This is a genomic window from Mesorhizobium sp. ANAO-SY3R2 (genome assembly GCF_042466635.1).
In the GTDB taxonomy this organism is placed as follows: Bacteria; Pseudomonadota; Alphaproteobacteria; order Rhizobiales; family Rhizobiaceae; genus Aminobacter.
In genome coordinates, this window is sequence record NZ_CP159955.1 from 204,197 (window position 1) to 226,960 (window position 22,764).

Here is a 22,764-nt window from a genome sequence, read left to right on the forward strand (position 1 = left end):
ATGAACATCATGACCGACAAAACCCTCGAGGACGCGGTGAACGCCGAGATGAACAGACCGAACGATATCATCAAGATGCGCGGCGAAAAGGTGACCGTGCACTATGGCGAGAAGCAGGCGCTGTTCGGGGTCGATCTCCAGGTGCGGCAGAACCAGGTGACGGCGCTGATCGGCCCGTCGGGCTGCGGCAAGTCGACCTTCCTGCGCTGCCTCAACCGCATGAACGACACGATCGATGGCGCCCGCGTCGGCGGCATGATCACGCTCGACGATGAAGACATCTACGATCCCAGGATCGACGTGGTGGAACTGCGCGCCCGCGTCGGCATGGTGTTCCAGAAGCCGAACCCGTTCCCCAAGTCGATCTACGAGAACGTCGCCTACGGTCCGCGTATCCACGGGCTGGCCAAGAACAAGGCCGAGCTCGACGAGATCGTCGAGAAAAGCCTGCAGAAGGCGGCGCTGTGGAACGAGGCCAAGGACCGCCTCAACGAGCCGGGCACCGGCCTGTCGGGCGGCCAGCAGCAGCGCCTGTGCATCGCCCGCGCCATTGCCGTTTCGCCCGAGGTGATCCTGATGGACGAGCCATGCTCGGCGCTGGACCCCATCGCCACCGCCAAGGTGGAGGAGCTGATCGACGAGTTGCGCGAGAACTACACCATCGTCATCGTCACCCATTCGATGCAGCAGGCGGCGCGCGTGTCGCAGCGCACGGCGATGTTCCACCTCGGCTATCTCGTCGAGGAGGGCCCGACCGACAAGATGTTCACCAACCCGGACGACAAGCGGACGCAGGACTACATCACCGGCCGCTTCGGCTGAGTGATCGCCGCCAGACACAGCAGCAGACGAGGATACGATCATGGGCGAGCACACAGTCCGGTCCTTCGACGAAGAATTGAAACACGTCGACCAGGTCATCCGCGACATGGGCGACCTGGCCGGCGCGATGGTTGAGGGCTCGATCCGGGCGCTACTTTCGTCCGACCAGGCGCTGGCGCAGAACGTCGTCGCCGACGACACGATCATGGACGCCAAGCAGCGCGAGCTCGACAACAGCGCGATCACGCTGATCGCTAAGCGCCAGCCGATGGCGCAGGACCTGCGCACCGTGGTCAGCGCCATCCGTATGGCCGGCGATCTCGAACGGATCGGCGACCTTGCCAAGAACATCGCCAAGCGCGTCGGCGCCGTCGGCCAGTCGCCGCTGCCGCGGACATTCTCGCACTCCATCGACGCGATGGCGCAACTGGTGATGGCGCAGGTGCGCGGCGTCGTCGAACTCTATGTCGCGCGCCAGGCCGAGGGCCTGAAGGAACTGCGCGCCGACGACCAGAAGATCGACATCCAATATACGGCCGTGTTCCGCGAGCTCCTGACCTACATGATGGAGGATCCGCGCAACATCACTCCCTGCACGCATCTGCTGTTCTGCGCCAAGAACCTCGAGCGCATCGGCGACCATGTCACCAACATCGCCGAGAACGCCTATTTCGTGGTGACGGGCACGCAGTTGCCGTTGAACCGCCCGAAGGTCGACGAAACCACTTCAATGGTTCCGAACGCTTGAATTCGGCAGCGCCGCGCGTCCGCCTGGACGTGCAATGGACGCTGCAGCACGTTGAAGCTGCGCATGGCTCCGGGTCATGTGCCAAGAAAGAGGACAGCCGATGATCGCCCCCAAGGTCATGGTCGTCGAGGATGAAGAGCCGCTGGGCGTGCTGCTTCGCTACAATCTCGAGTCCGAAGGTTACCAGGTCGAAGTCGTCACCCGTGGCGACGAGGCCGAAATCCGGCTTCAGGAGAACGTGCCGGACCTGCTCGTACTCGACTGGATGGTGCCGGCGATATCAGGCATCGAGCTCTGCCGCCGGCTCCGGATGCGGCCCGAGACGGAACGTCTGCCGATCATCATGCTGACGGCGCGCGGCGAAGAGAGCGATAGGGTGCGCGGGCTGTCGACCGGCGCCGACGACTATCTGGTCAAGCCCTTCTCGACGCCGGAGTTCATGGCGCGGGTCAAGGCGCTGCTGCGCCGGGCCAAGCCTGAGGTGCTGTCGTCGGTGCTCAAGGTCGGCGACATCGTACTCGACCGTGAATCGCACCGGGTCTACCGCAAGAAGAGTGAAATCAAGCTCGGGCCGACCGAATTCCGCCTGCTCGAATTCATGATGCGGCATCCGGGCCGGGTGTTCTCGCGCGGCCAATTGCTCGACAATGTCTGGGGCGAGACGATCTATATCGACGAGCGCACCGTGGACGTGCATGTCGGGCGGTTGCGCAAGGCGGTCAACACCGGCCGCATGCCCGACGTCATCCGCACCATCCGCGGCGCCGGCTACGCCATCCGCGAGGATTAGGCTTCGGCGACGTCGGTGCGGCGCGGAGCCGCTGCGGGCGCGAAGATCTCCTGGTCGACATAGAGCAGGGCGCGCTTGGTGCAACCTTCCTTGATGAGCGGGACCTCGTCCGGCTCGGTGTCGAAGGAGATCGCCTTGGAATGCACGCCGCCGGCCGTCTTGGCCAGCGCCGCGCGCAGATGCGGTTCCATCAGGTCGAAGGCGGTCGCGCCGACGCCGACGAAGGCGAGCGGTGCCGGATCGAACAGGGCGAACATCGAGCCGAGGCCGAAGCCGATGGCCTCGCCGGCCTTGCGGAAGGCCTGGCGCTCGGGCCCGTCATGGTCGCGCGCGGCGTCGGCGAGGGCCTTGATGTCCGCATCGGAGAGGTCGGCGAGGGGCTCGGCATTCTCGTCGCCCAGCCTGGCATTGCGCCAGATGGCGTAGTTGCCGGCATAGGCCTCGATGCAGCCGCGCCGGCCGCAGCGGCACAGCGCGCCATCGGGACGGTGGATCATGTGGCCGAACTCGCCGCCCGACGACAGCGTGCCGGTGAACAGTTCGCCCTTGATAACGAGCCCCATGCCGATGCCGTGCGACAGCAGGATGGCGATGAAGTCGTCGCGATAGCGTTCGGGATTCCGCCAGCGCAGCGCCTCGGCGATCATGTTGCAGTCGTTCTCGACCGTCACAGGCACGCCGAACTCCTCTTCCAGCCTGTCGGCGAAGGGGATGTCGTCATGCGGCGTGATCGGCGACCACAGGAGCTTGCGTGAGCCGGAATCGGTGATGCCCTGGACGGCCAGCCCGATGCGCAGGACCCGCCCCTCCGCCGGATCGACGCGGCGCACCAGCCGGCGCACCATGCCGACGCACTCCTCGACCAGCGCCTCGGCCGACATTTTCTGGGTCGAAAGCTTGGCGCTGTCCTCGACGATGGTGTTGCCGGCATAGTCGATGACGGCTGCGGAGAGATGGTTCAGCGACAGCACGACGGCGACGATGGCCGCGGCCTTCGGGTCGAGCGCCAGCGCCACCTGCGGTCGACCCCGCTTCATCGATGCCGGCTCGCCGCTCTTGGCCTCGGCGAGGATGCCCTCGGCGATGAGGTCGGAGGAGATGGTCGAAATCGTGGAATGGCTGAGGCCGGTGGCGGCGGCGATCTCGGTGCGCGACGGCTGGCTCGCGCGGCGGACCGCCGAGATGACCATGGCGCGGTTGCGCCGCCTCAGATCGTCATGGCGTATGCCGACCGACATGTGTTCTTCTTCCTCCCGGCGCAGCGCAGCCATATCCTGCGGCAGGCTCTTGCGCCTTCTACAGCGCCAGCCTCCCGGACCAGCAGAGGCACTGTAGAATATTAGTTGTGTGCATGATCCTTGCCAAAAATCGACCTATTTTCGGGCTCATGCACGGTTAATTGTGCCAGAGACGCCGAACCTTGTCTCCATTTATTTCGACTCCCGAAAAAACGAAAACGGGCTGACGAAAGCGTGTTGACAGCGGCTGGACGTTGAGTCACTATTTTTTCGAGGCTCGAAAAAATGGGCTTCTCCAAGGGCTACCGCAGAAGCAGTGCGCCCAAGGGGCGCAGGGAGGAAATCATGAAGAAGTTTACCACCGCCATTCTGGCGGGCGTCGCCATGACTCTGTCGCTTGCGGCAGTGGCCGAGGCGAAGGACAAGGTCGTTGGCGTGTCCTGGTCCAATTTCCAGGAAGAACGTTGGAAGACCGACGAGGCCGCCATGAAGGCCGCCATCGAGGCCGCCGGCGACAAGTACATCTCGGCTGACGCGCAGTCGTCTCCGGCCAAGCAGCTCACCGACGTCGAGAGCCTGATCTCGCAGGGCGCCAATGCGCTGATCATCCTGGCGCAGGATGCGTCGGCCATCGGCCCGGCCGTCGACAAGGCGGTCTCGGAAGGCATTCCGGTCGTCGGCTACGACCGTCTGATCGAGAACAAGGATGCCTTCTACCTCACCTTCGACAACAAGGAAGTCGGCCGCATGCAGGCCCGCGGCGTCCTTGCTGCCAAGCCGGAAGGCAACTACGTCTTCATCAAGGGCAATGGCGCCGACCCGAATGCCGACTTCCTGTTCGCCGGCCAGATGGAAGTGCTGAAAGGCGCCATCGACGCCGGCAAGATCAAGAATGTCGGCGAGGCCTATACCGATGGCTGGCTGCCGGCCAACGCCCAGAAGAACATGGAGCAGTTCCTGACCGCCAACGACAACAAGGTCGATGCGGTGGTGGCATCCAACGACGGCACCGCTGGCGGTGCCATCGCTGCTCTCCAGGCGCAGGGTCTTGCCGGCTCGGTGCCGGTGTCGGGCCAGGACGGCGACCATGCCGCGCTGAACCGCATCGCGCTCGGCACCCAGACCGTGTCGGTGTGGAAGGATGCGCGCGAACTCGGCAAGAACGCAGCCGAAATCGCCTCGCAGCTGGCCGACGGCAAGAAGATGGAAGAGATCGCCAACGTCACCAAGTTCAAGACGCCTGGTGGCCTCGAATTGAATTCCGTCTTCCTCACCCCGGTTCCGATCACCAAGGACAACCTCAACGTCGTCATCGACGCCGGCTGGGTTGGCAAGGACGTGGTCTGCCAGGGCGTTGCGGCGGGTTCCGTCGCTGCCTGCAACTAGGACTTTCGGTCCCGACCGATTCAACGCCGCGGCCCTTTGAGGGCCGCGGCGTTGTCGGAAAAAGCGCCCGCTTCATGACTGAGCGGATTGCTCCTATCATGCGCGCACCGGTTGCTGCCAAGACGGCCAGCCGGTCGGGAGGTAACGATGACAGACACGACTTCCAACGCGCCCGCTGACCGTGCGCGAACGACTGAGCTCAATCTCGTCGGACGCTTCCTCAGGGACACGGAAATCGACACCCGCATGCTCGGCATGATCGGTGCGCTGCTGCTGATCTGGGTCGGGCTGCACATCCTCTCCGGCGGCCTGTTCCTGACGCCGCGCAACCTTTGGAACCTGTCGGTCCAGTCGGCCTCCGTGGCCATCATGGCGACGGGCATGGTGCTGGTGATCGTCACCCGCAATATCGACCTGTCGGTCGGTTCGGTGCAGGGCTTCATCGGCATGGTGATGGGCGTCACCCAGGCAGAGTTCCTGCCGCGCGTCATCGGCATGCCGCTCGGCGATCCCTGGATTTGGGTCATTGCGCTGGCGGTCGGCCTCGCGATCGGCCTCGTCATCGGCGCCCTCCAGGGTTTTCTCATTGCCTATCTCGCCATCCCGGCCTTCATCGTCACGCTGGGCGGACTGCTTGTCTGGCGCGGTGCTGCCTGGTGGGTGACCTCGGGGCGCACGGTCGCGCCGCTCGACCCGACCTTCCAGCTGATGGGCGGTGGCCCGGCCGGCTCGATAGGTGCGACCTGGAGCTGGATCATTGCCGCGGTCGCCTGCATTGCGGTCGTGCTGATGCTCATGAATGGCCGCCGACAGCGCAAGCGCTTCAAGTTTCCGCTGCGCCCGGTCTGGGCCGAGGTGTTCCTCGGCGTCGTCACCTGCGGCGCGATCATCGGCGCGGTCTGGATCGCCAATTCTTACCCCTGGCCGATCGGCATCGTGCGCAAATATGCCGAGGCCAACGGAATCGCTCTCCCTGAAGGCGGCCTGTTCATCGCCCACGGTATCGCCATACCGGTGCTGATGGCGGTCGCCATCGGCGTGATCATGACCTTCGTCACCACCCGCACCCGTTTCGGCCGCTACGTCTTCGCCATCGGCGGCAACCCGGAGGCGGCTGAACTCGCCGGCATCAACACCCGCTGGGTGACAATGAAGATTTTCATGATCATGGGGCTGCTCACTGCCGTCAGCGCGGCGATTTCGTCGGCACGCCAGAACGCCTCGACCAACGTCATGGGCACGCTGGATGAACTGCTGGTGATCGCGGCCGCCGTCATCGGCGGCACGTCGCTGGCCGGCGGCTCGGGCACGGTGGCGGGTGCGATGCTGGGCGCGCTTTTGATGCAGTCGCTGCAATCGGGCATGGTGCTGCTCGGCCTCGATACGCCGCTGCAAAACATCGTCGTCGGCATGGTGCTGGTCGTGGCCGTCTGGCTCGACACGCTCTATCGCAAGCGCGTTTAACGATTTCGGGAGCCAGGATCATGGAAAAACCCCGCATTCCCCTTGTCGACCTCCAGAATATCTCGATCGCCTTCGGCGGCATCCGTGCGGTCGACGATGCATCGATCGACCTTTTCCCGGGCGAAGTCGTTGCCCTGCTCGGCCACAACGGTGCCGGCAAGTCGACGCTGATCAAGATCCTGTCGGGCGCCTACAAGCGCGACAGTGGCACCATTTTCGTCAATGGCGAGGAGGCGCAGATCGCCAATCCGCGCGACGCCAAGAAATACGGCATCGAGACGATCTACCAGACGCTTGCGCTGGCCGACAATGTCGACGCCGCGGCCAATCTCTTCCTCGGCCGCGAGATCATGACGGCCTATGGCACGCTCGACGACGTCGCCATGGAGGCGGAGGCGCGCAAGGTGATGGGCCGGCTCAATCCGCGCTTCCAGCGGTTCAAGGATCCGGTCAGCAAGCTGTCCGGTGGCCAGCGCCAGTCGGTGGCGATCGCCCGCGCCATCCTGTTCAACGCGCGCATCCTGATCATGGATGAGCCGACCGCCGCGCTTGGGCCGCAGGAGACGGCGCAGGTCGGCGAACTGGTCAAGCAACTCAAGGCCGAAGGCATCGGCATCTTCCTGATCAGCCACGACATCCATGACGTGTTCGACCTTGCCGACCGTGTCTGCGTGATGAAAAACGGCCAGGTAGTCGGCACCGCGCGGACCCAGGACGTGACCAAGGACGAGGTGCTTGGCATGATCATCCTCGGCAAGTGTCCACTTGGCGCAGCGCCGGGGCCGGGGGCGATGCAGAATGCCGCCTGAAGTCCCGGCAACACCGGATGGATCTCGCGCAAGGCGATGACTTGCGTATGTCGCCGCTAAAAGCGGTTTCTACTTTTCGGGATCGTGCTTTAATGGCCCAGAGGGAGACAAGAGCCGGTCAGTTTGAGAAAACACATCCCAAGCCTGATATTCGCGGCGGTAACGCTGGTCAGCCTGACTATGGCTGGGCTCGTCTATCTCGCGACTATTGAAGCCGCGCGCATCAAGTTCCAGTCGGTCGCCGATGACGCGCTTGGGCGGATCGAGAACGGGATCGAGTTCGACCTGGCCTTGATGCGGGCGACCCAGGCCATGTTCACGGCCCAGCAGGGCCAGGTCTCGCGCGAGCAGTTTGGCAACTTCTTCAACTCGCTCGGCGTGACCAAGAATTTTCCGGGGCTGAGCAGCATCGGCTTTCTCAGATTCGTCGGCAGCGACAACGAAGACGGGATCGCTCGCGAGCTGAAGGACGGCTACGGCATCGACCGGAAGCCATTTCCCGATACGCAAAATCACTGGCGTGCCCCGCTCGTGCTGGTCGAGCCGATGAGCCAGACGGGGCTCGACGCCCTCGGCTTCGACATGGCGACCGATCCACCTCGGCGCGTCGCCATCGAGCAGGCGATGGCGGCAAAAGGCGAGCCGCGGGCAACCGGCCGCCTGTTGCTTGGGCCGGCCGCCGAGGGCCAGGCACCGCAGCCGGGCGTGCTGGTCTTTTCGCGAGTTGACCATCGGCCTGGACAAGGTTCGGCCCCGGCGGGCTTTCTCTATTTTGCTTTCCGCACGGCTGAATTGTTCCAGGCCGCGCTCGGCAAGGCACCGCTGCTGCCGGTTTCAGTCGAAGTGTTTGACGGTACGAGAGGTGACGACACCTTGCTGTTCCGCTCGGAAGCTCCGCCTGCTCCCCGATTTGGCGAGGATTTTTCCGTCACGCGCGAGACCATTGTCGCGGGGCGAAAGTGGACGGTCAACTTTCGCCCGAGCACCGCCTTCGTGCCGCCGTCGCCGCAGGCAGCGCCGCTGCTGCTGGGCCTGTTCGGCCTTGTGCTGGCCGGCGCCATTGCGCTCGTGGCGCGCTACCAGCAGCGCGCCTACGAGGCGGTGGCCAAACTTCACGAATCGACTGCAAAGAGCCTGCTGGAAAAGGACCTGATGCTTCAGGAGATGAAGCATCGCATCAAGAATTCGATCGCCCGTGTTCTCGCCATTGCACGGCAGACGGCGGCGCGGTCAAAGGACGTCGACGAGTTCTCGTCATCCTTTGCGGCTCGGCTCCAGGCGATGGCCGCCTCCCAGGACATGCTGACGCGCTCGCGCTGGCAAAAGGCCGACCTCAGCGAGTTGTTGCGCATAGAATTGGCACAGGTTTTCGGCAAGGAACTGCCGGAAGGCATGATGAAAGGCCCAGCGGTCGAGCTCGATGAAACGACGACACAGGCGCTTGGCCTGACCTTTCATGAATTGGCGACTAATGCGCTGAAATATGGCGAGGCGGCCAACTCCGTGCATGTGCTGAAGGTCGATTGGGCGCTGAAGCGGCAAGGCAGGGAGACACGGCTGCTGCTCAACTGGGCCGAGCGCAACGGCAGGGCCGTCTCCGCCCCTAAGGACATAGGATTTGGCACCAGGCTGATCGACATGAACATCAAGCGCGAGCTCGGAGGCCGGATCGAACGGCATTTCGGCTACAACGGGCTGCGGGTCGAGATCGACATACCCTATCGCAGCTGAAGGCTATGGGCAGAGAAGAACCCGGCGCCGATTATCGCGCGCCGGGTTCCGATAGCCGGGCCTTAGCGGCAGCGAGCGGTATAGAGCTGGCCGCGGCTGTTGCGATACTCGCAGTAACCGTTGCGCAGGTTGCGCACCAGCAGGCCGGATGCAGCGCCCACAGCCGTGCCGATGACCGCGCCCCTGCCGCCGCCTACGATGGCGCCCGCGACCGCGCCAACGCCAGCACCTGTCGCCACGTCGCGCTCAGTGGTTGTGCAGCCGGAAATCGCAAGGACGGCTGCGACAGCCAGGATGACTTTCTTCATGTGATAGATCCTCTCACTTCAATATCGTCCCCGCGCCGACACATAACGCATCGGCTCGAATTCCGGAATCAAATTTCGTCGCGCTCCATTTCCGTTGTGAGCCTACTTCATTGCCGCCGGATCGATGGCAAGTCTGCGTTCGTCGGTGGCGGTGCCGGATGCAGTCATGACGTTGGAGACTGAAAGTTTCGCCTCGAGTGTACCATTGGGCAGGACATGCCAGGTCAATTGGTCATAGTCGTCCTCCAGGGCGGGGTCCACTTCCAGGCATTTGGCAAACAGGTGTGGATGCTGCGGCGAGAGGCTGCGCAAGGCCTCCGGCATTGCCGACTGGCAACCCTCGAATACCTCGAAGAGCGCCGTTGGCGGGGCAACTTCGCGGCAGTCGGACAGGTTTTGGGTGCAGGAAACGACCAGCAGAAGGGCAGCAATGTGTTCCATGGCGGACACCTCCGCCCCGCAACGATGTCGCGCGCACAAGGTTCCCTTCGCAGTGACGGCTGGCGATCAAAAAAGATGTCGACGCGAAGGACTTCGTTGATGCGGATTGATTGGTCCTGACCCTAACCCTGCTGGAAGTTGGCTCTCGGCATAACCAGGCGATATTGCAGCATGTCGTCTCCGATGTTGAGTTCGGCGCTGCCATCAAGCGCGGCAGGCACGACGCGTTCAAGCGCCACGCTGCCGAACCGCTTCTTGCGGATCGCCTTGTCATTGACCGGTGAAATGGTCTCGGTCCAGCACAAGGTCATGTGCGCCGCGTCTGCCGGTCCGCCAGCCTGCAAGGTGACATCGACATGGCCCTCGGGGCGCGAAAGCGCGCCGTAGCTTATGGAGTTGACGGCAAGCTCATGCATGGCGAGGCCGACATGCAGCGCCGCGTTGGGATTGAGATAGGCATCCTCGCCCGAGAAGCGGATCGCATGCACGCTGTCCAATGTGTAGCGGCCAACCTGGTTGATCACCAGTTCGCGGAAATCCGCGCCGCGCCAGTCCGACGAGGTGATCAGGTCCTGCGAGGCGGCGATGGACTGCAGCCGTCCGCGAAAGCTCACCAGGAAGCCGTCGATCGATCCCGAATAATGCCCGGTCTGGCTGGCGATGCTCTGGATGATGGCAAGCAGGTTCTTGGAACGGTGGCTCACCTCGCGCAGGAGCGCCTTCAGCGTCTGCTCGCGGCGCCTTTGCTCGGTGGTTTCGATGACCGTGACGACGACGCCCTGGACCTCGCCCTGTTCGGACGTATCGGCGTCGATCCAAACTTCGAACCAGCGCATCCCGTGGGGGCCGTCGGCAATGCTGATTTCAAGGCCGCCGGAGATGCCGGTGGCAATGACATTCTTCTTGGCTGCCGCGAGACGGTCGGCCTGCTGCGGCGGCAGCACCTTGCTGTTGCCGGTCTTGGTGTCGACATGATCGGCCCAGGGAGGTTGGAGGTTGTGCGACCAGATCGTGCGCAGCTTGCGATCCTGGTAAAGCACGGCAATGCCGGCGTTGCGCGATGCATGGAAGAGTGCAGCGTCCACCCGCGAACTTTGTCCCATGGGGGAGGGGTGAGGGTGGACCATTTGTCGTGAGCCTGCCTTCGCTCCATTCACTGTTCAGCGGCCGGGAGCCGTTGCGTCTAGCTTCAATGCGACCGGACAGCGACCGCGGGCGCCTTCCGATATGGGACCGCCGGGCAACGCCCGATCAGAGAGCGCTACCCGGCGGCGCTGGATTCCGACTGAGGGGGCCGGCTTCCAGTCTCGGGTTCATTCTTCATGTTGCCGGCGTCATGACGCGCGCCTGAACAGGCCCGCGACGAGCGAGATGACGAGGAACGCCAGGAAGATGAAGAACAGGATCTGCGCGATGCCGGCGGAGGTTCCGGCGATGCCGCCGAAGCCCAACGCACCTGCAATGATTGCAACTACGAGAAATACGAGCGCCCAGTAGAGCATGGTCTATCTCCTTCAAATGACGAATGAAAAACGTGGCGCCCCGCGGTTGGTTCCGTGAGGCGGCTTCGATAGGCACCTATGCCGCGGCTTTCGCCTGCCTGTCAAAGAACAAGGCCTGACTTATCAGCGCCTTGACCATGTCGGGGTTGAACGGCTTGGTGACGAGGAATGCCGGCTCGGGGCGTTCGCCCGTCAGCAGGCGCTCGGGGAAGGCGGTGATGAAGATGACCGGCAGTGGCGCCGACGACAGCATTTCGTTGACGGCGTCGATGCCGGAGCTTCCATCGGCCAACTGGATGTCCGCCAAAATCATCTTGGGCTTCGTCTTCTGGAACAGGGCGGTGGCCTCGGCGCGCGTGCGCGCAGTGCCGACGACCCGGTGGCCGAGGCTCTCGACCATCTCCTCGATGTCCATGGCAATCAACGGTTCGTCCTCGATGATGAGGATGTCGGTCGCCACCTGGCGCGAAATTTCGTTGCTCGCTTCCTGCAGCAGTTCGGCGAATTCCGCGTCGCTGGCATCGAGGATTTCGGCGGCCTGCTGGTCGCTGAATCCTTCGACCGCGACAAGCAGGAAGGCCTGGCGCGCCCTTGGCGCCACAGCCGACAGGTTGGCCGCAGCACGCTTTTCCCAGGCCAGCGCCGACGCTTCCTGGGGCACGCGGATCGAAACCGAGGTGAACAGCCGTGCAAATACCTTGTAGAGGGCGATGCGGTCGCTCGAGGCCTTGGGGAATACATCGATGTTTTCAATGAGCGCCTCAAGCATCGCAGCCACCAACGCGTCGCCGCTTGCCTGAGAACCCGAGACTGCGCGCGAGAAACGGCGCAGATAAGGCAGGTGCGGGGCGATTCTGGTGGAAATAGTCATGATTTGACGTCTCCCTCTTCCGATATTTCAAGAATTTGAAGCGGCACGCACTACTTGCAGAACCCTCATAACGCTTGGCGGGTGCAAAAGTTCCTTTTCGATGGAACCTATCCGCTTCTGGCGAGTTTTGTGCAAAATTCGGGAGACCGAATGAGGCAGTTGCGCGCCGTCGTCTTGAGGGCAGCACGCCGGAGACGGGGAAAAGGGCATACAAGCATATGACAAGGCAGAGAACTGGCGCCGTCAGCGCCAAGCAGAGCCGCCTCAACGACGGCGAGCCTCTGGGGGCAAATTCTGAAATCGGCCGCAAACTGAAGCAATACTATGATGAGCTGGTGTCCGACGAGGTGCCGGATCGCTTCGCCCAGTTGCTTAGCAGGCTGGAAGAAGCCGAACCTGTACAGCAGAAGGACTGAACACGCATGGCAGCCTCCACTGGCTTCAAGGGCGACCTGCTCGCGGCCATTCCCGGGCTGCGCGCATTTGCCATGTCGCTGTCGCAAAATGCCGACAGGGCCGACGATCTGGTGCAGGAAACGCTGGTCAAGGCCTGGGACAAGCAGGCGAGCTTTCAGCCCGGCACCAACCTGAAGGCGTGGCTGTTCACCATCCTGCGCAACGAGTTCTATTCGCAGATGCGCAAGCGCGGGCGCGAGGTGCAGGACAGCGACGGCGTCATGACCGCGCGGCTGGCCGTGCATCCGAGCCAGCCTGGCCGACTTGACCTGGAAGACTTCCGCCGGGCATTGGAACAACTGCCCGAGGATCAGCGCGAGGCGATCATCCTGATCGGCGCTTCCGGCTTCTCCTATGAGGAGGCGGCGGAAATCTGCTGCTGCGCGGTGGGCACGATCAAAAGCCGCGTGAGCCGTGCCCGCAACCGGCTGCAGGAAATCCTGGACATTGCCGGAGAGGCCGACTACGGGCCCGATGCGATCGCTGCGCAGGTGATGGGATCAAACATCACCTGATAGCGCGCCTTTGCCAAGGCTTGCGGCGACAGCATCGACCAGATCAGGTCCCGCATAGGGCTTCCTGACGATGGCAACTTCCGGAAATGCCGCCGACATCGCGCTCACGTCGTCGTATCCCGAGGCGAACACGAACGGGATTTGCCGCGTGGCAAGGGCGCGGGCGAAATCGAGGGTTGGTTCGCCTCCGACCATCACATCGAGGATGGCCGCGTCATATGCGGCGGGGATGCTTCCAACCTCGCTGAGGCTGCTGGCGACGACGACGTCTTCGGCACCATTGTCCCGGCAAAGCTGCTCGACATCGAGCGCGATCAGCGCCTCGTCTTCGAGCAGCAATATTCGTACTCCGGAAAGCGGTGCAGGCACGTCTCGAAACTCCATTACAAGCGAGGCGAACATGCGGTCGACGCGGGGAGTGAGGCTGCACATCGAGGGCAGCCACAATTGACATCTTAACACCATCTCGTCCGACTGGTACGCCCTCGCGAAAACAATCGTTTTCAGCCCTGGACAAGCAAGCATCTCGCTTGCCTGGTCACCAAGCCTGCAGATTTCCAGGCAGGCGGGCTGGCAAAACGCCTGATGGTCGGCGATGGTTGTTGTATCGAAGGAACCGAGTGGACAATGGGGCGTTGTCACCTCTCAATCGACAAGGAGTATCGAGATGGCGGCAACCGCGGTAGGAAAGACCGGCAACGGCAGCAAGACAGCCACTGACCTTGAGGCCGACATCAAGCAGCTGAAATCGGACCTGGAAAAGCTTACGGCGCAGCTGGCGACGACTGGCCAGCACGGCTACGGCACCGCGCGGCGGGCGGCGGCCCAGGGCGCCGATCAATTGAAGATCCAGGGCGAAGCCGCCATCGAGGCGATGCGCGCCAATGCCAAAGATATGGAAGAACAACTGCTGGCAACCGTCAGGGAAAAGCCGGTCACCTCGCTTGCCATCGCCGCTGGCGTGGGCTTCTTCGCTGCGCTGCTGCTGCGCCGGTAACTGACATACGCCAGGGGACCCCATGCTCGCATCACTGTTTGCCTCCATCGCCACCAGCGAGGCGGGACTCGCCGTTCGGCGAACCCGGCGGGCTGCAACCGCCTATCTGGCTGCCACGATCTTCGGGATTTGCGGGATTGGGTTCCTCGTCGGTGCTGCCTATGTGTGGGCGGCGCGGAAATTCGGTCATGTCGAGGCCGCACTGAGCTTCGGCGGCGGCTTCCTTGTCGTTGCGGGACTGATCCTGCTGGTCCACAAGCTGGCCGGACGGGCGCGGGCGCGCGAGGAGAAACGGCAGCGCAAGGCCGATCTGGCAACGCTCGGCACGGCTGCGGCCATGGCTGCGGTGCCGGCTTTGCTTCGCAGCAAGGGTGGCATCGGCGCCTTGCTCGGGCCGGTGATCGCACTTGTCGCGTATCAGATCTATCGTGAAAATCGCAGGCCGGATGATCCGGATGATGGCGACGACGGCGTCTCCGGCGAGTAGCCGCTACGGGTTGTGATCAGGCGCCCCTTCCAAGGGCATCGAGATCTCGGCGCGCACGCCAGCAGGCAGATATTCGTGTCTGACCTCGCTCGAGATGACCTTGGCGAGGCTGCGGCGGATGAGGATCGAGCCAAAACCGTGATGCTCGGGCGGCGAGACCTTGGGGCCGCCGCTTTCCGCCCACTTCAGCACGAGCCGCTTCTCGCCCTTGCCGCTTCGGATGCTCCAGGACAGGGAGACCTTTCCCTGCGGCACGGAGAGCGCGCCATATTTGAGTGCGTTGCTGGCGAGTTCGTGCAGGACGAGCGCCAGGCCGAGCGCCTGGTCGGGGGTGAGCCGTACATCCGGGCCGGTGATCGAGATGCGGGGCGCGTCAGTCTCGTCGAACGGCGTCAGTTCCTGCCGCGCGAGCTCACGGATGCCGATGCCGCGCCACTCATGTTCGGACAAAAGTCCGTGGGCAACGCCAAGCGCCCTGAGCCGCTGGCTGAACGCATCGAGGAACTGGTGGGGGTCGCTTGCATGCCGCACCGTCTGGGAGGCCAGCGCCTGAACGGTGGCAAGCGTATTCTTGACGCGGTGATTGAGCTCGCGCAGGAGGAAGCGCTGGCTCTCTTCAGCGGTGCGGCGCTCGGTGATGTCGTAGTTGACGCCGAAAACCAGTGTCGGCCTGCCCGCCGCATCGCGTTCGACGACGCGTCCACGTGCGGCGAGCCAGCGCGGCGGTTCGGAACCGCGGACCCTGTATTCGCCCGAATAGTCGTCGCTTCCGTGTAGCGCTTCCTGAAAAAGCCTGCGTGTCCTGCCGATGTCGCGTCGGTCGATCGCCGCGGCGATGTCGCGCGCCCTCACCCTGGTTGCCGGGGGGAGATTGAACAACTGAGGCAGGAAGGCATCGCACTCGATGACGCCGCTGCGCGGGTTCCAGACCCAGCTCGCCAGCGCAGCCGCCTCAAGTGCCAGGGCGCGGCGCGTTTCGGCATGCACAAGGGCGGCTTCGGCGCGGGCGCCGGCCTGCGAGCGGTCGCGCAAGGCCAGCACGGTCGCCGCGAGTGCGGCGACGTCTTCCAGCCGCGCGATCCGTTCCGGGGCTGGCGCAGGAGCTTCGCTGGGGTAGAGCACGGAGAGCGTTCCGAGCGTCTGGCCATGCACGGCGATGTTCACATCAGCGCGGACGGCAAGCGCGGCCAGTCCCTTGCCGGAAAGTGCAGCGGCTGCTTGCGCGGCATCGATGCCGAATTGTGCCTGGACGCTCCATCGCCCTCTTGCGTCGATCATTGCGAGGATTGCTGCCGGCGCGTCCGTCGCCGCAGCGGCGAGACGCACGAGACGGTCGAAATCAGGGTCCACCTGGCCGCTGGACGTGGGCGCCCTCAAGACAGGCGTGACGTCACCTCTGGCGATCCCTGCATCGCCAACCATATCCGTCCTGTTCGCTTCGCGTTCGCGCACTTGCGGCCCCTAGGGCAAGACTAGCCTCGCTGCGCCAAGTTGAAAAGCCGCCATGGCGTAGTCCTTTCGCTAGCCCGAGCAAACGAGCGTTTGCCATGGCGGAGGCCCCGGCCTGCCTGTCCGGGTGTGTGCCCTCATGTTGGCTCCCGCAGAGGGGTAGGCGGGAGCCTGGTTCCACGTCGAGATGACGGGTCTGGTTCACAGCCAAGCGCTTGCCGTTTGGCAGCAAGTATTTGAACAATATGGAAAGTTCGATTTGACGCAGGCAGTAGTGAAATCTCTTCGAGGGCGGAAAGCAGGCAAGCAAAGGATCAGAAAGATCGGAACCATGACCGGATTACGACGTTGTGACCCCGTGGAAGGCCGCACCGGACCTTTCCTGAAGACGACCGGTCCGGGCGCGGCATGCATGAAAACACGCATGAGGAGAGTTGATCATGACCCGTAATCTCTTGGCTACGACCGCCGTTGCTGCGCTGCTGATGACGGCCACCGCTTACGCCCAGAACACGACCGCTCCCGCGCCGGCTGCTTCGCCAGCCGAAGTCACGCCGGTCGCACCCGAGGTCATCCCCCATGCCGATGGATTCCTCGCCACCAGCATCATCGGCAAGAAAGTCTACAACGGCACGGCGGATGACGCCGAGAATATCGGCATCGTCAACGACATCGTGCTTGCCTCCGACGGCACCGTAGATCAGCTGGTCATCGGGCTCGGCGGCTTCCTTGGTATCGGCGAGAAGAACGTCGCGCTGCCCTACGAGGATCTGGACCTGGCCGAGAAGAACGGTGACCGCTGGCTGGTGATGGCGATGACCAAGGAGCAATTGCAGGCGTTGCCCGAATTCGACCGCCGTGCCTACGATCCAGCGCCCGCTACGACTGCAGCAACCAAGGCGTTGACGCCATCGTCTGATCAGACGGCGCAAGCTCCGGCGACACCCGACAGCATGACCACCGACAAGACCACGACCGGGGCAATCGACAAATCAACGCTCAAGGCGCTGCCGGGCGCCGAACTGCGCGCTGAGGACATGATTGGCACCAAGGTCTATGGCGCCGACGATTCCGATATCGGCAAGATTGGCGACATTCTCCTGACTGCCGACGGTAAGGTCGACGCCTATGTGGTCGACGTCGGCGGCTTCCTCGGCATGGGCGTGAAAAAGGTGGCTGTCGGCGGCGACAATCTTGCTTTCATGATCGACGCCGAGGGCAACAGGTATCTCTACACCAATTTCACCAAGGAACAGCTCAAGGAGCAGCCGGCCTATGACGCAGGCAGCTGGGGCGCAAAGCGCGATGAACAGCGGCTTATCATCGTCCGCTAGATTTGGCAGCTTGCCACATTGAAGGGCCCGCGACGACCGTGGGCCCTTTTCGTTTATGGCAGGCGGGCGAAATGGCCGGCAGCGCCGCCGTCGCCCAGTTCGGACAGGGCGAGCGACTGGTCGAGATGCCGGGCGCGCCAGGCGAGAAGCCGCTCAGCAAACTCGAGCCTGACCGGCAACCAAGCGGGATCGTTGGCCAGGTTGCGTGTCTCGCCGGGGTCGTTGACGAGGTCGTAAAGCAGCGGCGGCAGGCCGCCGCCGAAATGGACATATTTGACCGTCTCGGTGCGGACGACCGAGAGGTTCAAGGATCGAGAGTCGAGGCCAAAATGATGCTCGGCTTCGCCCTCCGTCACCGAGCGGAAGTCGTATTCCCAATGCGCGGCGTCTCGCCAGCCACGGGGTTCGTTGCCATCGAGGAACGGCTTCAGCGACTGCCCGTCGAGATGCGGCTGCGGCGCTGCGCCAATGAGGTCGATGAGCGTCGGCATGATGTCTACGGCCTGGGTGAAATGCTCGACGGTGCGGCCGGCCGTGCCCTCGTTGCCGGGGGCCTTGATGACGAGCGGGATGTGGTAGCTGCCGTCGAACCAGCCGCCCTTGCCGAGCATGAAATGGTCGCCCATCATTTCCGCGTGGTCGGAGGTGAGGATGACGATGGTGTCGTCCCACGCACCGGCATCCCTGATGCCTTGCCAGATGCGGCCCAGCTGGGAATCGACCTCGGAGATCATGCCGTAATAAAGCGCGCGGATGCGGCGGAACTCGTCCTCGCTCCAGTCGCCCACCTTGCCAGCAGCACCCGGGATGAAGCTCGATTTCTTCTGGTGGTGGGCGAGATGGTAAGCGAGGAAGGGATGGCTTGCCGCCTCGGCGTCCCAGCTTTCCGCACGCGCATAGGCCGGGCCTTCCGCCGGGTCGTACATCGTGTTGAACGGCTCCGGCACGATGAAGGGCGGGTGCGGGCTCAGGAACGAGACATGGGCGAACCAGGGCTCGTCCTTGTCCTGCTCGCCGAGCCAGCGCAGGAATTCGCCGGTGAGGAAGGCGGCCGGTGACTCGTCCTTGGAATAGACAGGCACGGCCGGGCTCACCTCTGGAGCATCGGCATCGGCGGGGCGGTGGATGTCGGGGAAGCCCGCGCTGGAATCGACGCCGCGTTGGGCGAGCCACGACAGCCACGCCTTCTGGTGCTCGGGCAGGAGTTGGCGGGTGGTGAAGCCCGGCAGCACGCCCTCATAGCTTCGCAGGAACGGATCGCCTGGTGCGCGGTGGCGCGGATCGGGCGACACGTCGGTATAGCCGAACAGCGTCGGGTCGTAGCCGACACGCCGCGCGGCGCGGGCGATGTTGTCGTGGCGATCGTCGAGCGGCGTGCCGTTGCGGCAGACGCGGTTGTTCATCTGGTGCAGGCCCGTGTACAGGCACGCCCGCGCCGGCGAGCACGGGGCTGCCCCGGCATAGTGGCGGGCAAACAGCACGCCCTCGTGGGCGAGCGCGTCGGTGTTCGGCGTCTTCACCGCCGGATGGCCGACGGCCGACAGGCTGTCGCCGCGCCACTGGTCGCAGGTGATGAGCAGGATGTTTGGTCGTCCGCCGTTCTTCGCCACGCTTGCCCCCAATTCGTGATTTCCGGCAGGGAAGCCAGATTCGGAGGGCGGTGCAAGCGCCTTTGCCGAAATGCCGACCATGCCAGAAAGTGTGAACATCGTCGCATTCATTGTTCACTAAATGAGAACTGACCATTCTGCGACCGGCCCCTATGCCCGGACAATCGATGCGCCCATATTCACCCCAACAGAGCGGCAGGGGCCGCGGCGACAGAAGGGAGCAAGATCATGCTCGATCAGATCAAGGGCCTGCATCACGTCACGTCGATGGCTGGGGATGCGGCTGAGAACAACAGGTTCTTCACCCACAAGCTCGGCCTGCGCCGGGTCAAGAAGACGGTCAATTTCGACGCGCCTGACGTTTATCACCTCTACTACGCTGACGAAGTGGGCACGCCAGGCTCGGTGATGACCTATTTCCCGTTCCCCAATATCGGCAAGGGCCGTCCGGGCGTCGGCGAGGTTGGCACCACGGTGTTTTCGGTGCCTGAGGGCACGCTGGCCTTCTGGGAAAAGCGCTTCGCCGACCAAGGCGTGAGCGGGCTCGCCCGTGACGAGAAGTTCGGCGAGAAGCGGCTTTCCTTCGCCGGTCCCGACGCCGATGGCTTTGCGCTGGTCGAGGCCAAGGGTGACACGCGTGCGCCCTGGGTCAAGGGCGGCGTTGCCGCCGACGAGGCGATCCGCGGCTTTCATTCGGCCTCGCTCCGGCTGCGTGACGGCGGGGCGACCGAGGAATTGCTGAAGTTCATGGGCTATGAGGAAGTCGACACGTCGGGCAACGTCAAGCGGCTGGCGGTGAAGGATGGCAACGGCGCCGACTACATCGACATCGAGACGCTGCCGGGCGCATCCTTTGCCGGACTCGGCGCCGGGTCGGTGCATCACATCGCCTTTGCGGTGGAGAACCGGGCCAAGCAGTTGGAGGTGCGCAAGGCGCTGATGGACACGGGCTATCAGGTGACACCGGTCATCGATCGCGACTATTTCTGGGCGATCTATTTCCGCACGCCGGGGGGCGTGCTGTTCGAGGTGGCGACCAACGAACCCGGCTTCGACCGCGACGAGGATACCGCCCATCTCGGTGAGGCGCTGAAGCTGCCGAAACAGCACGCGCATCTGCGTGGCTATCTCGAACAGAACCTGCAGCCGCTGGGCGACTGAGGAGGACCAATGAGCAAGGACGCCTACATTCATAAGCTGCTGCCCGGGGAGCCGGGCAGCCCGCTGGTCTTTGCCCTGCACGGCACCGGCGGCGACGAAAACCAGCTGCTGGGCTTCGCCCGCGACCTGGTGCCTGGGGCGACGATCATTGCGCCGCGCGGCGACGTTTCCGAAATGGGTTCCGCACGCTTCTTTCGCCGTACCGGCGAGGGCGTCTACGACATGGACGACCTGGCCCGGGCGACTGCCAAGATGGCGGGCTTCGTCAAGGCACAGGTCGAGGCGGCAAATCCGTCCGAGGTGTTTGCGCTCGGCTACTCGAATGGCGCCAACATTTTGGCCTCGGTGCTGTTTGCTGCGCCGGACCTGTTCGATGCGGTGGCGCTGATGCACCCGCTGATCCCGTTCGCGCCCGACATCAAGGGCAGCCTCGAAGGGCGGCGCGTGCTGATCACGGCGGGCCGGCGCGATCCGATCTGCCCGCCTGACATGACGAGCCGGCTCGACGCCTATTTGCGTGATGCCGGCGCCAACGTCAGGCTGGAATGGCATGAGGGCGGCCACGAGGTGCGGCCGCAGGAAATCGAGGCGATGAAGCGTTTCTTCGCCGGCACGGAGCAGGGAAAATGACCGAAGAACTGGCAGCAATCGAGATCGAGGACCACGGCTCCAAGGGGCGCTACGTGATCCGCGGACCCGGCGGGGCCGAAGCCGAGATGACTTACAGCAATGTCAGCGAGAAGCTGTTCATCATCGACCACACCGAGGTGCCTGACGCTTTTCGCGGCCAGGGCGCGGGGCTGAGGCTGGTGACCCGCGCGGTTGAGGATGCACGCGCGGCGGGCAAGAAGATCATCCCGCTGTGCCCTTTTGCAGCAGCCCAGTTTCGCCGTCATCCCGAATGGGCTGATGTGCTGAAGGCCTGAGCGTCCAAGCGCTACTTAGGCATGAATCGCGGAAGGGCCGATGCTGGACGCCGCATCGGCACTTTCGTTTTTTTCGTTTTCTGCGCAAGGCGTGCTGGGAGACTTACCGTTACGAGAGCTGATCGCTGGTAACTCCTGTTCCGGCGCACCTTGCCGTTTGGATGGCCGAAAATACGTATTTTGTGACAGAGTCGTCTAGTTTGGTGACCGTTTATGTTGATATCGGTTTGTTTCATTAGGCTGCGCTGATCAACATCGGATGGTTACAAAGCGCGGATAGGTTCGTATTAACAGAATAACGAACTATTTCGAAAAAGGCGCAACCGATGTCCGGCTCCAAGCAGGTCACTGAATTCGAAAGCCAGTTCCAGCCGCGTCCGCGCGTCTATCGCCGCCCGCGCCTCGCAATCCGCCAGCGCGCGAACGAGCACCCGATGGCGATGTTCAGTGTGCTCGTGTTCGTCTCGCTTGCCTCGATGGCACTGGTGCCGACCAGCGGCCCGGCCTTCGCCTCCATGGGCACGCCGCTGCGCACGGCCGAAGGCGCCCGCGCCACCGAAAAGACCGACCGCTTGTCGGAAACCGACATCGCCTGCCAGGGCCAGGCCTGGGGCGCCGAGAACGAAGCCTGCCTATTGGCCATCGCCAAGGAAAGCGGCATGCGCGGCGCCAAGGTGCGGCTGATCGCCAGCGCCGAGCCGCTGCACACCACCCCGAACATCTTCTAGGCATCACGCCGACGGTTCCCTGCCGCGCACCGAATTCCTCCAGCGCGCAATTCGCCCCGCGGCTTCGGCTGCGGGGATTTTTTTGTCTGAAGTCCAGCTTCACGGATAGTCCCTTGGGACGATGCCCCTGCGGCATTTCGGGCGCGACCTTGTGCTGCTAGCCAAGGAGAATTCAGCATGGGCCGCGTCGCAGGAAAAATCGCCATCGTCACCGGAGCAGCGTCGGGCATGGGCGAGGCCACTGCGCGGCTGCTTGCCCGCGAGGGCGCCGCCGTCGTCGTCAGCGATCTCCAGGTTGAAAAGGGGCAGGCCGTGGCGGACGCGATTGCGGCGGCGGGCGGCCGCAGTCTGTTCGTCAGGCACGACGTGGCCTCCGAAGACGGCTGGAAGAGCGTCATGGCCGAGACCGTGGAAACATTCGGCGGGCTGCACATCGTGGTCAACAATGCCGGCGTCGGTGCGCCCTTCGGCAGCGTCGAGGATCTCAGCCTCGACGACTGGCGCAAGGTGATGGCCGTCAACATGGAGGGCGTGTTTCTCGGCACCAAGTATGGCATCGAGGCAATTCGCAAGACGGGCAAGGGCGGCTCGATCGTCAACTTCTCCTCGACCATGGGCCTGGTCGGCAGCCCCTCGACGGCGGCCTATGTCGCAAGCAAGGGCGGGGTGAAGCTGTTCACCAAGTCGGCGGCGCTGCATTGCGCCAAGGAGCGCTACGGCATTCGCGTCAATTCGGTTTGCCCCGGCTGGATCCGCACGCCGATGTCTTCGGGCGCGCTCGACAAGCTGGCGGCCAGCGGTCAGGGCAACAAGGCGATCGAACTGACGCCGCTCGGCCGCGTCGGCGAGCCCGACGACATCGCCTATGGCGTACTCTACCTGGCCTCGGACGAGTCGAGCTTCGTCACCGGCAGCGAACTGGTTATCGACGGCGGCTATACGGCGCAGTAGGTGCCACCCTCGGGAGGGGGAGTTGAGGGGGAGGGGAAGA

Annotated in this window: 26 protein-coding genes; 17 read left to right on the forward strand and 9 right to left on the reverse strand. The window is 63.7% G+C overall.

The window, feature by feature from the left end:
- The 3 genes from pstB to phoB all read left to right on the forward strand — a co-directional run bounded on the left by pstB (position 1) and on the right by phoB (position 2,360).
- Complete coding sequence (pstB, locus tag ABSY17_RS05760) at positions 1-822, forward strand: phosphate ABC transporter ATP-binding protein PstB (RefSeq protein WP_378947836.1); 822 nt, start codon at positions 1-3, stop codon at positions 820-822.
- A 40-nt stretch (positions 823-862) separates the two neighbouring features.
- A complete protein-coding gene (gene phoU / locus ABSY17_RS05765) occupies positions 863-1,570 on the forward strand; it encodes a phosphate signaling complex protein PhoU (RefSeq protein ID WP_378947839.1) in 708 nt (235 codons plus the stop codon).
- A 100-nt stretch (positions 1,571-1,670) separates the two neighbouring features.
- Entirely contained in the window at positions 1,671-2,360 is a 690-nt protein-coding gene (gene phoB, locus ABSY17_RS05770; protein WP_378947842.1) for a phosphate regulon transcriptional regulator PhoB, read from the forward strand.
- Here the strand turns inward: phoB and ABSY17_RS05775 are convergent.
- Entirely contained in the window at positions 2,357-3,598 is a 1,242-nt protein-coding gene (locus ABSY17_RS05775) for an ROK family protein (protein ID WP_378947845.1), read from the reverse strand. The genes phoB and ABSY17_RS05775 overlap by 4 nt on opposite strands.
- Before the next feature lie 345 nt (positions 3,599-3,943).
- Between ABSY17_RS05775 and xylF the strand changes: the two genes are divergently transcribed.
- The 4 genes from xylF (at position 3,944) to ABSY17_RS05795 (ending at position 8,988) form a co-directional block, all read left to right on the forward strand.
- Entirely contained in the window at positions 3,944-4,984 is a 1,041-nt protein-coding gene (xylF, locus tag ABSY17_RS05780; protein WP_378947847.1) for a D-xylose ABC transporter substrate-binding protein, read from the forward strand.
- Between the two features lie 147 nt (positions 4,985-5,131).
- A complete protein-coding gene (locus tag ABSY17_RS05785) occupies positions 5,132-6,448 on the forward strand; it encodes a sugar ABC transporter permease (protein ID WP_378947850.1) in 1,317 nt (438 codons plus the stop codon).
- Between the two features lie 20 nt (positions 6,449-6,468).
- Positions 6,469-7,257: an ATP-binding cassette domain-containing protein gene (locus tag ABSY17_RS05790; protein ID WP_378947853.1), complete on the forward strand. Its 789-nt coding sequence runs from the start codon at positions 6,469-6,471 to the stop codon at positions 7,255-7,257.
- A gap of 123 nt (positions 7,258-7,380) precedes the next feature.
- Positions 7,381-8,988, forward strand: coding sequence for a CHASE domain-containing protein (locus tag ABSY17_RS05795; RefSeq protein ID WP_378947856.1), 1,608 nt, complete (start codon positions 7,381-7,383; stop codon positions 8,986-8,988).
- 62 nt (positions 8,989-9,050) lie between these two features.
- Here the strand turns inward: ABSY17_RS05795 and ABSY17_RS05800 are convergent, their stop codons facing one another.
- The 5 genes from ABSY17_RS05800 to ABSY17_RS05820 all read right to left on the reverse strand — a co-directional run bounded on the left by ABSY17_RS05800 (position 9,051) and on the right by ABSY17_RS05820 (position 12,110).
- Positions 9,051-9,296: a YMGG-like glycine zipper-containing protein gene (locus ABSY17_RS05800; RefSeq protein WP_378947859.1), complete on the reverse strand. Its 246-nt coding sequence runs from the start codon at positions 9,294-9,296 to the stop codon at positions 9,051-9,053.
- 102 nt (positions 9,297-9,398) lie between these two features.
- Positions 9,399-9,737: a hypothetical protein gene (locus ABSY17_RS05805; RefSeq protein ID WP_378947862.1), complete on the reverse strand. Its 339-nt coding sequence runs from the start codon at positions 9,735-9,737 to the stop codon at positions 9,399-9,401.
- A 122-nt stretch (positions 9,738-9,859) separates the two neighbouring features.
- Positions 9,860-10,822 carry a sensor histidine kinase gene (locus ABSY17_RS05810; RefSeq protein WP_378947865.1) on the reverse strand — a complete coding sequence of 321 codons (963 nt, stop codon included), beginning with the start codon at positions 10,820-10,822 and terminating at the stop codon, positions 9,860-9,862.
- A gap of 249 nt (positions 10,823-11,071) precedes the next feature.
- Entirely contained in the window at positions 11,072-11,239 is a 168-nt protein-coding gene (locus tag ABSY17_RS05815) for a DUF1328 domain-containing protein (protein WP_378947867.1), read from the reverse strand.
- Positions 11,240-11,315: 76 nt separating this feature from the next.
- The gene (locus ABSY17_RS05820; RefSeq protein ID WP_378947870.1) at positions 11,316-12,110 is read right to left on the reverse strand and encodes a response regulator; all 795 of its coding nucleotides are present in this window, start codon (positions 12,108-12,110) and stop codon (positions 11,316-11,318) included.
- Between the two features lie 218 nt (positions 12,111-12,328).
- Between ABSY17_RS05820 and ABSY17_RS05825 the strand changes: the two genes are divergently transcribed.
- A complete protein-coding gene (locus ABSY17_RS05825; protein WP_378947872.1) occupies positions 12,329-12,526 on the forward strand; it encodes a NepR family anti-sigma factor in 198 nt (65 codons plus the stop codon).
- 6 nt (positions 12,527-12,532) lie between these two features.
- On the forward strand, positions 12,533-13,081 hold the full coding sequence (locus ABSY17_RS05830) for a sigma-70 family RNA polymerase sigma factor (protein ID WP_378947875.1): 549 nt from the start codon (positions 12,533-12,535) through the stop codon (positions 13,079-13,081).
- Here the strand turns inward: ABSY17_RS05830 and ABSY17_RS05835 are convergent.
- A complete protein-coding gene (locus tag ABSY17_RS05835) occupies positions 13,067-13,723 on the reverse strand; it encodes a hypothetical protein (protein ID WP_378947878.1) in 657 nt (218 codons plus the stop codon). The two genes, ABSY17_RS05830 and ABSY17_RS05835, sit on opposite strands and share 15 nt — an antisense overlap.
- Positions 13,724-13,748: 25 nt before the next feature.
- Here ABSY17_RS05835 and ABSY17_RS05840 point away from each other — a divergent pair, with 25 nt between their 5' ends.
- Both ABSY17_RS05840 and ABSY17_RS05845 read left to right on the forward strand, forming a co-directional pair.
- The gene (locus ABSY17_RS05840) at positions 13,749-14,078 is read left to right on the forward strand and encodes a YqjD family protein (protein WP_378947881.1); all 330 of its coding nucleotides are present in this window, start codon (positions 13,749-13,751) and stop codon (positions 14,076-14,078) included.
- A gap of 22 nt (positions 14,079-14,100) precedes the next feature.
- A complete protein-coding gene (locus tag ABSY17_RS05845) occupies positions 14,101-14,565 on the forward strand; it encodes a hypothetical protein (protein ID WP_378947884.1) in 465 nt (154 codons plus the stop codon).
- A 3-nt stretch (positions 14,566-14,568) separates the two neighbouring features.
- Here ABSY17_RS05845 and ABSY17_RS05850 read toward each other — a convergent pair whose 3' ends face one another.
- The gene (locus tag ABSY17_RS05850; RefSeq protein ID WP_378947887.1) at positions 14,569-16,017 is read right to left on the reverse strand and encodes a sensor histidine kinase; all 1,449 of its coding nucleotides are present in this window, start codon (positions 16,015-16,017) and stop codon (positions 14,569-14,571) included.
- A 437-nt stretch (positions 16,018-16,454) separates the two neighbouring features.
- Between ABSY17_RS05850 and ABSY17_RS05855 the strand changes: the two genes are divergently transcribed.
- Positions 16,455-17,348 (forward strand): PRC-barrel domain-containing protein, encoded by an 894-nt coding sequence (locus ABSY17_RS05855; protein ID WP_378947890.1) that lies wholly within the window; start codon positions 16,455-16,457, stop codon positions 17,346-17,348.
- 53 nt (positions 17,349-17,401) lie between these two features.
- On the opposite strand, the gene ABSY17_RS05860 is transcribed toward ABSY17_RS05855, so the two are convergent.
- The gene (locus tag ABSY17_RS05860) at positions 17,402-18,958 is read right to left on the reverse strand and encodes an alkaline phosphatase family protein (RefSeq protein WP_378952450.1); all 1,557 of its coding nucleotides are present in this window, start codon (positions 18,956-18,958) and stop codon (positions 17,402-17,404) included.
- A 228-nt stretch (positions 18,959-19,186) separates the two neighbouring features.
- On the opposite strand from ABSY17_RS05860, the gene ABSY17_RS05865 reads away from it, so the two are divergent.
- The 5 genes from ABSY17_RS05865 to ABSY17_RS05885 all read left to right on the forward strand — a co-directional run bounded on the left by ABSY17_RS05865 (position 19,187) and on the right by ABSY17_RS05885 (position 22,724).
- Positions 19,187-20,119, forward strand: coding sequence for a VOC family protein (locus ABSY17_RS05865; RefSeq protein WP_378947892.1), 933 nt, complete (start codon positions 19,187-19,189; stop codon positions 20,117-20,119).
- A 9-nt stretch (positions 20,120-20,128) separates the two neighbouring features.
- Positions 20,129-20,749 carry an alpha/beta hydrolase gene (locus tag ABSY17_RS05870; RefSeq protein WP_378947895.1) on the forward strand — a complete coding sequence of 207 codons (621 nt, stop codon included), beginning with the start codon at positions 20,129-20,131 and terminating at the stop codon, positions 20,747-20,749.
- Positions 20,746-21,045, forward strand: coding sequence for a GNAT family N-acetyltransferase (locus tag ABSY17_RS05875; RefSeq protein ID WP_378947898.1), 300 nt, complete (start codon positions 20,746-20,748; stop codon positions 21,043-21,045). The genes ABSY17_RS05870 and ABSY17_RS05875 overlap by 4 nt, the downstream gene beginning before the upstream one ends.
- Positions 21,046-21,371: 326 nt before the next feature.
- Entirely contained in the window at positions 21,372-21,773 is a 402-nt protein-coding gene (locus ABSY17_RS05880; RefSeq protein ID WP_378947901.1) for a hypothetical protein, read from the forward strand.
- A 177-nt stretch (positions 21,774-21,950) separates the two neighbouring features.
- Positions 21,951-22,724 (forward strand): glucose 1-dehydrogenase, encoded by a 774-nt coding sequence (locus ABSY17_RS05885; RefSeq protein ID WP_378947904.1) that lies wholly within the window; start codon positions 21,951-21,953, stop codon positions 22,722-22,724.
- Positions 22,725-22,764 lie beyond the last annotated feature (40 nt).

Excerpts from the sequence above, each read along its gene's own strand:
- pstB (WP_378947836.1), top strand. The coding sequence starts at position 1 with ATGAACATCATGACCGACAAAACCCTCGAGGACGCGGTGAACGCCGAG.
- phoU (WP_378947839.1), top strand. The coding sequence starts at position 863 with ATGGGCGAGCACACAGTCCGGTCCTTCGACGAAGAATTGAAACACGTC.
- phoB (WP_378947842.1), top strand. The coding sequence starts at position 1,671 with ATGATCGCCCCCAAGGTCATGGTCGTCGAGGATGAAGAGCCGCTGGGC.
- ABSY17_RS05775 (WP_378947845.1), bottom strand. The coding sequence starts at position 3,598 with ATGTCGGTCGGCATACGCCATGACGATCTGAGGCGGCGCAACCGCGCC.
- xylF (WP_378947847.1), top strand. The coding sequence starts at position 3,944 with ATGAAGAAGTTTACCACCGCCATTCTGGCGGGCGTCGCCATGACTCTG.
- ABSY17_RS05785 (WP_378947850.1), top strand. The coding sequence starts at position 5,132 with ATGACAGACACGACTTCCAACGCGCCCGCTGACCGTGCGCGAACGACT.
- ABSY17_RS05790 (WP_378947853.1), top strand. The coding sequence starts at position 6,469 with ATGGAAAAACCCCGCATTCCCCTTGTCGACCTCCAGAATATCTCGATC.
- ABSY17_RS05800 (WP_378947859.1), bottom strand. The coding sequence starts at position 9,296 with ATGAAGAAAGTCATCCTGGCTGTCGCAGCCGTCCTTGCGATTTCCGGC.
- ABSY17_RS05805 (WP_378947862.1), bottom strand. The coding sequence starts at position 9,737 with ATGGAACACATTGCTGCCCTTCTGCTGGTCGTTTCCTGCACCCAAAAC.
- ABSY17_RS05815 (WP_378947867.1), bottom strand. The coding sequence starts at position 11,239 with ATGCTCTACTGGGCGCTCGTATTTCTCGTAGTTGCAATCATTGCAGGT.
- ABSY17_RS05820 (WP_378947870.1), bottom strand. The coding sequence starts at position 12,110 with ATGACTATTTCCACCAGAATCGCCCCGCACCTGCCTTATCTGCGCCGT.
- ABSY17_RS05825 (WP_378947872.1), top strand. The coding sequence starts at position 12,329 with ATGACAAGGCAGAGAACTGGCGCCGTCAGCGCCAAGCAGAGCCGCCTC.
- ABSY17_RS05830 (WP_378947875.1), top strand. The coding sequence starts at position 12,533 with ATGGCAGCCTCCACTGGCTTCAAGGGCGACCTGCTCGCGGCCATTCCC.
- ABSY17_RS05840 (WP_378947881.1), top strand. The coding sequence starts at position 13,749 with ATGGCGGCAACCGCGGTAGGAAAGACCGGCAACGGCAGCAAGACAGCC.
- ABSY17_RS05845 (WP_378947884.1), top strand. The coding sequence starts at position 14,101 with ATGCTCGCATCACTGTTTGCCTCCATCGCCACCAGCGAGGCGGGACTC.
- ABSY17_RS05855 (WP_378947890.1), top strand. The coding sequence starts at position 16,455 with ATGACCCGTAATCTCTTGGCTACGACCGCCGTTGCTGCGCTGCTGATG.
- ABSY17_RS05865 (WP_378947892.1), top strand. The coding sequence starts at position 19,187 with ATGCTCGATCAGATCAAGGGCCTGCATCACGTCACGTCGATGGCTGGG.
- ABSY17_RS05870 (WP_378947895.1), top strand. The coding sequence starts at position 20,129 with ATGAGCAAGGACGCCTACATTCATAAGCTGCTGCCCGGGGAGCCGGGC.
- ABSY17_RS05875 (WP_378947898.1), top strand. The coding sequence starts at position 20,746 with ATGACCGAAGAACTGGCAGCAATCGAGATCGAGGACCACGGCTCCAAG.
- ABSY17_RS05880 (WP_378947901.1), top strand. The coding sequence starts at position 21,372 with ATGTCCGGCTCCAAGCAGGTCACTGAATTCGAAAGCCAGTTCCAGCCG.
- ABSY17_RS05885 (WP_378947904.1), top strand. The coding sequence starts at position 21,951 with ATGGGCCGCGTCGCAGGAAAAATCGCCATCGTCACCGGAGCAGCGTCG.